This is a genomic window from Ruegeria atlantica (assembly GCF_013032005.1).
GTDB classification, from domain to species: Bacteria; Pseudomonadota; Alphaproteobacteria; order Rhodobacterales; family Rhodobacteraceae; genus Ruegeria; species Ruegeria atlantica_A.
In genome coordinates this window covers 1,004,543-1,017,669 of sequence record NZ_WQBE01000001.1, presented here as the reverse complement: position 1 = coordinate 1,017,669, position 13,127 = coordinate 1,004,543, and the positions used below count along the sequence as shown (strand labels likewise).

Genomic DNA, 13,127 nt, shown 5'->3' with positions numbered 1-13,127 from the left:
TTTTGACCCCTGATAGCGGGATTGATAGATTGGCTCAACCGCCGGGCAGAATGTGTTGAAGGCACGGCACTTGCGCTGCGGAGTGAAAGGAAAAGAATGAACGCCGAGTCGGGAAGCGGAAGCTCTGGCACCTTCACCTGGGGGGTGATCGCCGGTATCGCAGTTTTAATCGGAGCGGGTGGATTGTACTGGTCCGGTATGGTCGGGGGGGACTCGGAAGAACCGGCACCAGAGGTCGAAGTCGCAGTTCAGACCCAGGAGGACAGCGCTGAGCCCGCTGAGCAACCTGCCGAAAGTTCCACACCACCTGCCGCAGAAGATGAGCAAAGCGCCGAGGCTGCGACCCCACCTGCTGCCGAAGAGGCGGTGCCTGAAACACCGGCTGAGGAAGAGGCAGCCCAAGCTGAGCCGCCTGTGAAACCGCTGTTGGATCAAATTTTTGTTGAATCGGACGGCAATACGGTTCTGTCAGGTTCTGCCGAACCGGGTTCCGAGGTCAACGTGCTGCTGGACGGAGAAGCGGTGCATAGTTTCACGGTCGATCCTAGCGGTCAGTTTGCCGAATTCGTTTCGATTCCATTCGCCGATACAGCGCGCGGTTTGACGTTGGAGACGCAGGGCGATCAACCGGTGCGCTCGGACGACTACGTGATTGCTGCACTGCCCGAACCTGAAGCTGCGGATGACGCTGTTTCTGTCGCGGATACGGCTGAGGATGTAACGCAAGAACCCGAAGTGGCGCAGGCAACCGAAACGGATCAGGCGGCGTCGACCGACACGGCTGCCACTGACTTGCCCTCTTCCGACACGGCTGAAACTGACGCGCCGTCGACCGAAGGTCAAACGGAACAGGTTGCCGAGGCTCCGGCTGAGGACACGCCGGATCAACAGGTCGCTATCCTGCGGTCTGGGGAGGACGGGGTTGAACTGGTGCAAGGTCCAACAAGCCAACCGCAGGAACCGGAACAGATCGCACTCGACACCATTGGGTACTCCGATGCTGGCGAGGTTGAACTGACAGGCCGGGTACCGGATGGATCGGCTGTGCGCCTGTATTTGGACAACCGGCTGGTCGATGATCTGTCCCCGGCCGATGACGGCAAATGGCGCAGCGAGTTGGACGGGGTCGACCCCGGCGTCTACACCCTGCGCGCTGACGAGATTGCACCGGATGGTACCGTCGTTAGCCGTATTGAAACGCCATTCAAACGTGAGGCCACCGAAGTGCTGCGCGCCGCCGAGGCGACGGATAGCCCCGAGGCAGCAGAGGATGCCCCGCCGATCCGGTCGGTCACTGTGCAGAAGGGTGACACGCTCTGGGCCATTTCCCGCGAACGGTTTGGCGACGGTGTCCTGTATGTGAAGCTGTTCGAAGCCAACCGGAGCGCGATCCGTGATCCGGACCTGATCTATCCCGGGCAGATCTTCACGATCCCCGAATAAGCTTTAGCCTCTGGCCCCTGCGGGGGCGGGGGGCTATCTCTGACCGCAGACCAGGAACGTGATGAGACGATCAGCCCCGATGCATTCAGACGACATGCCAGAAACGAACGAGCGCCGCTCCGGCTGGCGCACGATCCGCAAGGTATCACCATACCTCTGGCCCGAGGACGAACCTTGGGTCAAACGCCGTGTTGTGTTGGCAATGGGAATGTTGGTTCTGGCCAAGCTAATCGCGGTGTACACGCCAATTTTGTACAAGGGCGCGGTCGACGGTCTAGCCGGTGAGGGCGTACCGCCACTGGCGCTGGGAGCGGTAGGATTAACCGTAGCCTACGGTGTTGCACGGATGATGACCGTGGGATTTCAGCAGCTGCGCGACGCGTCTTTTGCCCCGGTCGGGCAACGGGCGTTGCGGGCGCTGGCGCTGGAAACCTTCCAGCACATTCATCAATTGTCGATGCGCTATCACGTGACGCGCCGAACCGGCGGTCTCAGCCGGATCATTGAGCGCGGGGTGAAGGGTGTGGAATTCCTGTTGCGGTTCCTGTTGTTTTCCATCGGGCCGCTGATCCTGGAATTGCTACTGGTCGCGATCATCCTTATGTGGCTGTTCGATGTCTGGTATCTGGTCGTCGTCGCGGTGACCATTGCGCTTTATATCTGGTTCACCTTCGCGGTGACTGAGTGGCGCGTTAAACTGCGGCGCGAGATGAACGATCAGGATACTGAGGCCAACCAGCGCGCTATCGATAGTCTGCTGAACTTTGAAACCGTCAAATATTTCAACGCCGAACAGCGCGAAGCTGAACGCTATGATGTCTCGATGAAAGCCTATGCTGGCGCGGCGCTGAAAACGGCTTATTCGCTGGCCTTCCTGAATTTCGGGCAGTCTTTTCTGATCACCTGCGGACTGATCGGCGTGATGGTTTTGGCCGCCATCGGTGTGCAGAATGGTACGCTGACCGTGGGTGATTTTGTCATGGTCAACGCCTACATGATCCAAATCACCGTGCCGTTGAACTTTCTGGGCACGGTGTATCGTGAAATCCGTCAATCGCTGGTCGATATGGGGCAGATGTTTGATCTGCTGGAACAACCTACCGAGGTAACAGACAAGCCCTGCGCGCCGAACCTTGCGATCAATGGCGGCGAGGTGACGCTGGACAACGTGCGGTTTGGTTATGATGCGGATCGTGAAATCCTCAAAGGCATCTCACTGACCGTTCCGGCGGGGCAGACCGTGGCTATTGTCGGGGCCACCGGTTCGGGTAAATCCACCATCGGGCGGCTGCTGTTCCGGTTCTATGATGTGACTGGCGGAGCGCTGAGGATCGACGGGCAGGATGTGCGCGACGTGACCCTGAACAGTCTGCATGCCGCCATCGGTGTGGTGCCACAGGATACGGTGCTGTTCAACGATACGATCCGCTACAACATCGCCTATGGCCGCGATGGCGCCACTCAGGAAGAGGTCGAAGCCGCAGCCAAGGCAGCCCAGATTCACGAATTCGTTGTAACGCTGCCCGAAGGGTATGACACCAAGGTTGGTGAGCGTGGGCTGAAACTGTCCGGCGGTGAAAAACAGCGGGTCGGTATTGCGCGCACTTTGTTGAAGAATCCCCCGATCCTGTTGCTGGACGAGGCGACCTCGGCACTGGATACCGACACCGAGCAGGACATCAAGGATGCTTTGGCGCGGGCCGGAGAGGGGCGTACGGTTCTGACCATCGCGCATCGTCTCAGCACCATCGCCGAGGCCGACCGTATCGTTGTTTTGGAGCAAGGCGAGATATTGGAGCAGGGCACCCATGATGAGCTGCTGCAACGCGAGGGTCGTTATGCGCAACTGTGGAGCCGTCAGCAATCGGATGCGCAGGCTGCCTGAACCGAAACCGTCCTCCGACTGGACTATGTGATATACTGAATGGGTTTTTGGAGGAGTTGGTTTGATGCGCAGATTAAAAAGAACCTCTGTTGTTCCGGTCGTGATTGCCGTGCTGATGCCAGTGATGGCGGCGGCTGATCCCATTGTCGGTGTCTGGAAAACCGAACCGGATCGCAAGAACCTGATTTCGCATATCCAGATATCTGCCTGCGGAGACAAGTTCTGTGGTCAGATTCAATCGGCCTATGACAAATCTGGGAAAGAGGTGCAGACCCCCAACATCGGCAAAAAGCTATTCTGGGATGTGGCCAGCGAAGGGGGCGGCAAATATGGCGGCGGTGATTTCTGGATTCCCATGGTCAATGTGGATGTGGTGCCGCAAATGACGCTGAGCGGTGACACCTTGACCGTGCGCGGATGCGAGCATGTTGTGTGCGGGCACCAGAAATGGACCCGTCTGTCCAAGTGACCCGCTCCTTCTGACAAGATTTTGTTGCAACTAAGTCTTGCGCTACGACCAGCACTCTGACTGTGGGTGATTGCCGATTGACCGATGATATTGCTCCGTTATGACGGGCAGTACCAACCGAGTGGTGTTGGGCAATAAATCAGGGAAACACTAATGAAGAAGTTCTTTGCTACGCCGATCGTTCTGGCGTCGCTGTTTGCGTCGACCGCCTCCGCCGAGGATCTGGTATTTTTGCTGGGTAATGAAAGCAGCGTCGATCTGGTCGAATTCAATGTCTCGGCAAGTGCGTCCAATGAATGGGAAGCAAACTTGCTGCAAGGCGATTACATCGCGCCGGGATACGAAGCAGACGTGTTGATTGCTGACGGTCTGACCAACTGTGTCTATGATATTCGCGGCGCGTTTTCCGACGGGTCCAGCGCGGAAGATTACGGCGTAGACCTGTGCGATCTGGGTGAATACGTCTTTACTGACTAAGACTGTCTGAAACGAATAATGGCGAACCGTTGGGCTCGCCATTCTTTTATTCTGCCGCCTTTAGGGGTGATCCCGGCGGATGTTCGGGCGCCTGGGCATCTTTGGACGCAGGGGGCGTTTCGTCGCCCCAGACCACCTCGGTCGCTTGTGCCTGACGGACGGCTTTGCCAATCGCCATATCCTGCGCCAATTGGCTGGATCGACCGGATGTCGCGCGCGCCAGTGCCCGGCCCAGCCATATCGTGTAGGTCGAAACCCAAACGCGCAACGCCAACAGTGAAGGCGTCACGATCAGCGTCAGAACCGTCGCAATGCCCAATCCGAAGACCACCGCCGTGGCCAGCTGCTTCCACCACAACGCGGTGGGGCTGTTGATCGAATAACCACCATTGATGAAGTCCAGCGACAGGCCGAACATCATGGGTGTCAGACCAGCCATCGTGGTCAATGTGGTCAGCAGAACCGGACGGATACGCGCCTCAGCCGTGCGGATGATGGCTTCGATCCGGGGCATATAGCGGCTGTATTCCTGATAGGTGTCGATCAGAACGATGTTGTTGTTCACCACGATCCCTGCCAGCGCCACGATGCCCGTGCCGGTCATGATGATCGAGAACGGTTGCCCCATAACGATCATTCCGATCAGAACCCCGGTGGTCGACAGAACAACCGCCAGCAGCACCAGTACCGAGTTGTAGAACGAGTTGAACTGCGCCAGCAGGATCACGAACATCAGGCCCAAAGCACCCAGGAAAGCGCTTTGCAGGAAGGCCCCGGATTCCTCTTGATCCTCCTGATCGCCGGTCCACTCCCAGGCAATCGTGTTCGAGAAGGGGCTGGTGTTCAGCCATTCCGTCAGCACTGCGATCCGTTCATTCGGATTGACCAGCGCGAACCGCGCCCCTTCTCCCGCAATAGCTGTGCGCAGGTCCTCGACGGTTTCGGCACCGGTTAGTTGGAACAGCTCAAATACCGTGCCATCGGAGCTGGTGATGGTTGTCCCGTTGGCGTCCGCGCCTTCTTCGACCGCACGCACAACGGCCAGTCTCTGTTCGGTTCCGTCAGGGCCGTCGACTACCACCTTGGACAGGCCCGGCTCGACATCTGCTTTGACGTCATAGTAACGCTGCTGGTCGATCCGGTTGATCTCGGCAAGCTTGGCCACCGGTTGGCGGGTGACAAAGTTGGACAGCGGCACTAGCCCGTCAGGAGTGCGGACCTTGAGCGAATCCAGCGTCGACAGAACCCGGTCCTGTTCGGGCAGGCGCACGCGGATTTCGACTTCTTCGTCGGTGTTGTCCGGACGCATTTCGCCCAGAAGAATGCCACGGGTGACCAACTGTACCATTGCGCCAACCGTGGCGACATCAGCCCCGAAACGTCCGGCCTTGGCGACGTCCACGTCGATCTGCCAGTCGATGCCGGGCAGGGGCATAGTGTCTTCGATCTTGATCAGACCGGGCGTTTCGTCAAACACAGCCCGCGCGGCTTCGGTCGCTGTGGTCAATTCCTCCCAACCGTCTCCTTTGATACGCAGATGCACAGGTTTAGCTGAGGCCGGACCCTGTTCCAGCGGCAGGATTTCCACGATGAAACCAGGCAGTTTGGCAAGTTCTGCATTCAACTCGTCTAGAACGAAATCACCGTCGTACTCCGGGGCGATGATTTCGCGATCGAACAGACCGAAAAACGCGGGTTCGGTCAGCGTTGGGCGGTCCTCCCACGGAGTGATTTCGAACTGCACACGACCGACGGTATCCGCCGGAGCTTCGGCACCGCCGTTGTTCTGGTTCAGGCCGCCTTCACCGGCAAAAGCGAACACGTTGGTTACGGCTGGGTGTGCGCCTATTACCTCTTCGGCGGCCAACACCATCGCGTCTTTTTCCTGCAATGACAGGTTGCCCCGTGCGCGGACATAGGCCGTGGCCTGTTCCGGTTCGGTTTCGACAAAGAACTCAACGCCGCGGTTGTTTTCTCCGTAGTACGACATCACCTGCCAGACGCAAAAACCGACTGCCATGATTGATACGAGCGGCATGACCGGGTTGCCGACCAGGAACTTTATCAGATAACCGAACACAGAGTGTTCACGCGCTGTGTGGACGCGTTCTTGCTTTTGCCGCTCGATTTTGGCGGCGCTCAGGGTCACCGACCCTGCAAAGCCACCGAAGACGAACAGCAAGGCACCCGACAGCACGCCCCCGGGCAGCAGATAGTCAGGGTTCAGCATCTGCATCGCGCCCAAGAAGATCATGTACAGCGATGGGGGGACCATAATTGCGCGAACCCACCACGGGGCCACACTGCGCAGCCAATTCGAAGTTCGATCGAACGTGCGGCTCATTCGTCCGGATACGCCGCCGACGACCGGCAGGTAGATCAGCGCCACGATCAGCGAAGAGGACAGAACGAAGATCAACGTGATCGGCAGCATCTTCATGAATTCGCCGGGCACGCCGGGCCAGAACAGCATCGGCAGGAAGGCACACAGCGTCGTCGCGGTCGAGGACACGATGGGCCAGAACATCCGCTGCGCCGCCTCGACATAGGCGTGCATCGGGCCGATGCCTTCTTTGATGCGCTTGTCTGCGTATTCAACCACAACAATAGCACCGTCGACCAGCATCCCCACCGCAAGGATCAGCCCGAACATCACCATGTTCGAGATGGTGACGCCCATGACCGCAAGAAAAGCAAAGCTCAGCAGGAACGAGGTTGGGATTGCAAACCCGACCAACAGCGCAGCGCGCGTACCCAGCGAGGCCAGAACGACGATCATCACCAGCGCGATCGCGGTTAGGACCGAACCTTCAAGCTGACGCACCATCGAATCGACAATGCGGCTTTGGTCGTTCGAGGTGCCAACATCTACGGCGGCCTGCAATTCGGCGGGCCATTTCTCTTGCGCTGCTGCAAGAGTCGCTTTGACGTCGTCCACTGTGTCGATCAGGTTGTAGCCTTTGCGTTTGACCACCTGAAGTGCCACCGTGGACTGGTTGTCAAACCGCGCGGTGCCTTCACGGTCTTCGAAAGTATAGTTGATCTGCGCAAGCTCACCCATCGTCACCACGCGGTCGCCATTGACCTTGACGGGTAGGCTGTAGACATCTTCAGCGGTTTTGAATGAAGACGGGATTTTGACCGAGAAGGTGCCTTGTGCTGAATCCACCTCACCAGCAGCGATCAGCTGGTTGTTGTTTTGGACAACTGTGATCAATTCGTCGGCCGAGACGTTGTAAGCCTCCAGCCGGAGTGGATCGATAATCACCTCGAGCAATTCGTCTCGGTTGCCCGCAATCCCGGCTTCCAGAACGGAATCCAGCGATTCAAGATCGTCCTGCAAGTCTTTGGCGATACGCGCCATTGTTCGCTCGGGGACTGCGCCAGTTAGGTTGACGATGACGATAGGGAATTCTGAAAAGTTAATCTCGAAAAGCGAATACTGCTCAGCCCCTTCAGGGAAATCGGCCTGAGCGCTGTTCATCGCGTCGCGTACATCCGCCATGATCGCGGTCTTATCCCAGCCGAATTCGAACTCCAGCGCGATACCGGCATACCCTTCGGCAGCAGTGGCGGTCATTTCCTTGAGACCGTCCAGATCTGCCAGTTCAGTCTCCATCGGCTTGATCAGAAGGTTCTCAGAATCCTCGGCGGAAATGCCGGGAAATTGGACCGAGACGAAAAGCGCCGGGATTTCGATATCCGGTTCACCCTCTTTAGGCAGGCTGACATATGCAAACCCGCCGACAATCAGCGAGATAGCGATGAAGGCCAACACCATACGGGCCCTGTGGGCGGCCCATGCAACCAATCCTGTCATTGTGCAGCTTCCTGGTAGGTTGGTTCGACCTTAACGCCTTGCGTCACGAATTCCTGGCCGATCACAATGACATCAGAGGTTTCCGGTAGCCCATCAACCCAGACGCCTTCTGCGGTGTCGCGCAATAGCAGAATCGGCATGAATTCCACGATCTGGTCAGCGCCGACCGTGCGCACACCGATCTGCCCTTCGTTGTTCAAGGTCAGGGCGGATTGCGGCAGCAGATGGGCCTTTGCCCCGTCGGCGGCTATACGGATATTGGCCGTCTGACCATCGCGAATGGCCAGTTCCGGGTTTGGAACGGTGATTTCAACTTCGAAGGTGCGGGTCGTTTCATCCGCCGACCTGCTCAGAAAAGTCACGCGGCCTTTGACCTCAAGACCCGTGATCAGGCGCGCCGATGCTTCCGAACCGACGATGATCTTGTTTACATCCGTTTCGGGCACGAACCCCACCAGCTTGATCGGGTTCAATTGAATCACGGTCGCACACAGCGATCCGGGCTGCATCAGGCTGCCCAGTTCGGCGGTATCGCTTTCCAGCAGGCCCTTGAATGGGGCTTCGATGGTCTGACGGTCAATCTCGCGCTGGGCGGCTTTGACCTCGGCAGTGGCGGCTTCGATCCCGGCGCGGGTGGCCTCCAGTCCGGCCTCGGCGGTTTTGACGCCCGCTTCGGCAGAGCGCATCGCGGCTTCGCTGGAAATCCGTCGCGTTTCCGACCCAAACCCGGTTTCCGACAGTTTCTGTGCGGCCGTCAGGTTGATTTGCGCCTCAGCAACCAGGGCATGCGCCTCTTCCAGGCGAGCTTCGGCCTCGGGGATGCGGCTTTCGGCTTCAAGTTTGGCGGCCATAGCCTCGGCCAGGCTGGCGGGGCGGGTGCCTGGGTCAAGCTCGCACAGCAGGTCGCCCGCTTCGACGAACGCACCCTTGCGCTTGGGTTCCGAAATCACGGTCGATGTTGTTTCGGCCAGAACTTCGACCTGGCGATTGGCTCTGGTCTGGCCGCGCAACAACACGGCGCTGTCAATTTCCCTTGCGGAAGAGCGCAAGACGACCACACCGATTGTATTCTGCGCCGTCTGGGGATCGGATACAGATTCTACTTCGGATGACGTATCTGTTTCAGAGTCGCCGCGACCGGCAAATGCAAACAATGCGTCGCGTTCAAAGACCAAAAGGAATAACGCGGCAATCACCAGAATCGCATTCACGAATGAAATCAATCGCATACGGGGCCTCTCTTAAAATTCTTTGCCGATTGTCCTTCGGCGTGCATGTTTAAAAATGGGGGCAGGCACGCTCGTTTTCTACACTAAACTGAATAGTTCGGTTCACTTTTTTTCGCAAGGGTGGCGTGACGTCGTGAAAATGTGCGAAATCCGGCCCTTGGCTTGGCAAGGTCGCCGGGGTATGACATGGCGCCATAGAAAAATGTGACAGCCCGGGGAGCAGGGATGAGCGACACCGACAGTTTTATTGATGAGGTGACCGAAGAGGTTCGCCGTGATCGCCTGTATCTGCTGCTGCGTCGTTGGGGCTGGATCGGCGTTCTGGCCGTGGTTCTCATCGTTGGCGGGGCCGCGTTTAACGAGGTTCGCAAGGCCCGTACCACCGGTCAGGCTGAAAAGCTGGGTGACGAGATTCTCAGCGCGCTCGCGCAGAATGACTCGGCCGAACGTGCAAGCAGCCTGGCCAGCATTGATGCGGTAACACCCGGCGGTGATGCAGTTCTGAACATGTTGCTGTCTTCGTCGCAGGTTGAGGCCGGGTCGCGGCAAGAAGCTGTGGACAGCCTGAACGCCATCGCTGTTCAGGTTGATCTGCCGGAAATTTATCGTGCGATTGCTACATTCAAGGCTCTGCTGCTGCAAAGTGACACTTTGCCCGTGGCGGATCGCCGTCAGCAGTTCGAGGCGCTGTCTGCGCCGGGCGCACCGCTGCGCTTGTTGGCCGAAGAACAACTTGCACTGATTGATGTCGCCGAGGGGAATGCGGACGCAGCAATCGAGCGTCTACAGGCGATGCGGCAGGACGCCGAGATTGGCGTGGACCTTCAGCAACGCGCCGCGCAACTGATTGTCGCGCTTGGCGGCGAACCGGAACCACTGGTGGCCCAGCAGGGCTGAACCGGCGGCAATTAGAATGACAGGCGAGTTCGGAGTATCATGGTGACAAGTCTTTTCTCCCGCATTGGATTGACGGCTGCGGCCCTATCGCTGAGTGTTCTTGCCGCATGTGAGGAACCCGAGGTCATCCTGCCAGGTGCCCGTGAAGACATTCGGCCCACCTCTGACAACGTGACTTTGGTAACCCAGGGTTCGAAACCGATCAGACTGCCTGCGCAAAAAGCCAACGCCAATTGGTCGCAAAGCGCCGGGACGCCCGCATTTCGCACCGGCAACGCGGCACTGCGCGCGACGCCTCAGCGTGTGTGGTCGACCTCGATCGGGGATGGGGATTCACGCAAGCGTCGCATCACCGCAGAACCTGTTGTGGCCGGTGGCCTGATTTATACGCTGGATGCAGGCGCGACCGTTTCCGCGGTTACACCGCAGGGACAGGTGGCCTGGAGCAAGAATCTTATCCCGGTCAATGATGGCGACGCGGACGCGACCGGCGGCGGATTGGCCTATGCCAATGGTGTGCTTTACGTGTCGTCCGGGTTTGGGCGTCTGACGGCGTTGGATGCGAAGACTGGGGCGATCAAATGGCAAAAACGCCTGAATGCCCCAGGAAACGGCGCACCTTTGGTCAATGATGGTATGTTGTATCTGGTAGCAGGTGATGAAACCGGCTGGGCCGTGAACACCAAGGACGGTCGCATCGCGTGGCAAGTTCAGGGTACGCCAAGCGTGGGCAATGTTCTGGGGGCTCCGGCCCCTGTGATTGCACAGGAGTTTGCCGTCTTTGCCTTTGGTTCGGGTGATATTTCCGCGTCTTTCCGCAAGGGTGGTATCGGGCGCTGGAACGCTTCGGTCGCGGGCGGGCGTCGGGGGCGTGCGGCCGCACAGATCGTGGATGTGACCGGTGGACCCATGGTAGTAGGCGATACGATCTATATCGGTAATCACTCGGGCCGCACCGTGGCATTTAACGCCACCTCGGGCGAGCGGATCTGGACGGCGGATGAGGGGGCTGTGGATACGGCATGGCCTGCGGGTGATAGCCTGTTTCTGATCAGTGACCGCAGTCAGTTGGTCCGGCTGAACAGAGCAGACGGTTCGATCATCTGGGCGCAGGATTTGCCCGGTTTTGTCAAGGACAAGCCCAAACGCCGTGGTCCAATCGTTGCGCATTATGGCCCGATCCTGGCCGGTGGGCGCATCGTTGTCGCGTCGAATGACGGTTTCCTGCGGTTCTTTAGCCCGGTCGACGGTACGCTGGTCAACAGCGTCGAGGTTCCCGGCGGCGCCACCACGGCCCCGGTAGTGGCCGGGCAGACGTTGTATGTCGTTTCGACCAAAGGTGATCTACACGCTTTCCGTTGATCGCAAGATGCGCTAAAGGGCGCGTCTGAGTCTTGAAAGTTGAGTATCATGTCGCTGACCCTCGCCATCGTGGGGCGCCCGAATGTGGGCAAATCCACTCTGTTCAACCGCCTTGTGGGCAAACGCTTGGCTTTGGTCGACGACCAGCCCGGCGTGACGCGCGACCTGCGCGAGGGCGAAGGGCGTCTGGGCGATCTGCGCTTTACCGTAATCGACACAGCGGGTCTTGAGGACGCGACTGATGACAGTCTACAGGGACGGATGCGTCGCCTGACCGAGCGCGCGGTGGATATGGCCGATGTCTGCCTGTTCATGATCGACGCACGGGTGGGGTTAACCCCAACAGACGAGATGTTCGCCGAGATCCTGCGCAAACGCTCGAAACATGTGATCCTTGCCGCCAACAAGGCCGAAGGAAGCGCGGCGGATGCGGGTGTGCTTGAGGCGTATAATCTGGGTCTGGGTGAGCCCGTGCGCCTGTCGGGTGAACATGGCGAGGGGATGACAGACCTTTATGCGCAACTCATGCCGCTGGCAGATGCCGCGGCTGAGCAGGCCGAGGATGATGCCCCGCAAACCGATATCGAACTGGACGAAGACGGCGAGGGCGAGGCGCCGCTGATCACAGCCGCCAAGCCGCTGCAGGTTGCGGTAGTCGGGCGGCCAAATGCCGGAAAGTCCACACTGATCAACAAGATCATCGGCGAAGACCGCCTGTTGACCGGCCCCGAGGCTGGTATCACCCGCGATGCGATCAGCCTGCGGATTGACTGGGCCGATCCCGATGGCGACAGCACCCCGATGCGGATTTTCGACACGGCGGGCATGCGCAAAAAAGCTAAGGTGCAGGAAAAGCTGGAAAAGCTTTCGGTGTCCGACGGTCTGCGCGCCGTAAAATTTGCCGAGGTCGTGGTGGTGTTGTTGGACGCAGCCATTCCGTTTGAACAGCAGGACCTGCGCATCGCTGATCTGGCCGAGCGCGAAGGCCGCGCCGTCGTTGTCGCCGTTAACAAATGGGATATCGAAGAGAACAAGCAGGAAAAGCTGCGCGATCTGAAAGAGTCCTTTGATCGTCTGTTGCCGCAATTGCGTGGCGCACCGCTGATCACCGTATCTGCCAAGACTGGTCGGGGGCTGGAACGTCTGCGCGCTGCCATCCTGCGTGCGCATGACGTTTGGAACCGTCGTGTACCCACAGCAGCACTGAACCGCTGGCTGACGGCCATGCTGGAGCAGCACCCGCCGCCAGCCCCGCAGGGCCGCCGGATCAAACTGCGCTATATGACTCAGGCCAAGACCCGTCCCCCTGGATTTGTGGTGATGTGTTCACATCCCGACAAGATGCCAGACAGCTACACCCGCTATTTGGTGAATGGCCTGCGCGAAGATTTCGATATGCCCGGGTCGCCTATCCGCCTGACATTGCGTGGGCAGGGTGACAAAAATCCCTATAAGGGGCGGCGCAAGAAAAACGCGGGCGCTCTGGCCAAGCATCTCAAGGGTCGCGCGTAACTGCGCCAATTTTCAGCACTTTCGGCTGAAAGG

The 13,127-nt window shown here is 58.7% G+C and carries 9 protein-coding genes; 7 read left to right on the top strand and 2 right to left on the bottom strand.

The window, feature by feature from the left end:
• Positions 1-96: 96 nt before the first annotated feature.
• The 4 genes from GOX21_RS05045 to GOX21_RS05030 all read left to right on the top strand — a co-directional run bounded on the left by GOX21_RS05045 (position 97) and on the right by GOX21_RS05030 (position 4,274).
• Entirely contained in the window at positions 97-1,443 is a 1,347-nt protein-coding gene (locus GOX21_RS05045; protein WP_170375876.1) for a LysM peptidoglycan-binding domain-containing protein, read from the top strand.
• A gap of 79 nt (positions 1,444-1,522) precedes the next feature.
• On the top strand, positions 1,523-3,328 hold the full coding sequence (locus GOX21_RS05040) for an ABCB family ABC transporter ATP-binding protein/permease (RefSeq protein ID WP_217353033.1): 1,806 nt from the start codon (positions 1,523-1,525) through the stop codon (positions 3,326-3,328).
• A gap of 64 nt (positions 3,329-3,392) precedes the next feature.
• Complete coding sequence (locus tag GOX21_RS05035; RefSeq protein ID WP_170359090.1) at positions 3,393-3,797, top strand: DUF2147 domain-containing protein; 405 nt, start codon at positions 3,393-3,395, stop codon at positions 3,795-3,797.
• Positions 3,798-3,950: 153 nt separating this feature from the next.
• A complete protein-coding gene (locus GOX21_RS05030; protein ID WP_170375872.1) occupies positions 3,951-4,274 on the top strand; it encodes a hypothetical protein in 324 nt (107 codons plus the stop codon).
• A gap of 46 nt (positions 4,275-4,320) precedes the next feature.
• Here GOX21_RS05030 and GOX21_RS05025 read toward each other — a convergent pair whose 3' ends face one another.
• Positions 4,321-8,094, bottom strand: coding sequence for an efflux RND transporter permease subunit (locus tag GOX21_RS05025; protein ID WP_170375870.1), 3,774 nt, complete (start codon positions 8,092-8,094; stop codon positions 4,321-4,323).
• Entirely contained in the window at positions 8,091-9,323 is a 1,233-nt protein-coding gene (locus tag GOX21_RS05020) for an efflux RND transporter periplasmic adaptor subunit (RefSeq protein ID WP_170349118.1), read from the bottom strand. Before GOX21_RS05020 ends, GOX21_RS05025 begins: the two co-directional genes overlap by 4 nt.
• A gap of 225 nt (positions 9,324-9,548) precedes the next feature.
• Here GOX21_RS05020 and GOX21_RS05015 point away from each other — a divergent pair, with 225 nt between their 5' ends.
• The 3 genes from GOX21_RS05015 to der are packed head-to-tail and all read left to right on the top strand — an operon-like array spanning position 9,549 to position 13,094.
• Positions 9,549-10,220: a hypothetical protein gene (locus GOX21_RS05015; protein ID WP_170375868.1), complete on the top strand. Its 672-nt coding sequence runs from the start codon at positions 9,549-9,551 to the stop codon at positions 10,218-10,220.
• Positions 10,221-10,259: 39 nt separating this feature from the next.
• A complete protein-coding gene (locus tag GOX21_RS05010) occupies positions 10,260-11,582 on the top strand; it encodes a PQQ-like beta-propeller repeat protein (protein WP_170375867.1) in 1,323 nt (440 codons plus the stop codon).
• A gap of 48 nt (positions 11,583-11,630) precedes the next feature.
• Entirely contained in the window at positions 11,631-13,094 is a 1,464-nt protein-coding gene (gene der, locus GOX21_RS05005; RefSeq protein ID WP_170349115.1) for a ribosome biogenesis GTPase Der, read from the top strand.
• Positions 13,095-13,127: the final 33 nt, after the last annotated feature.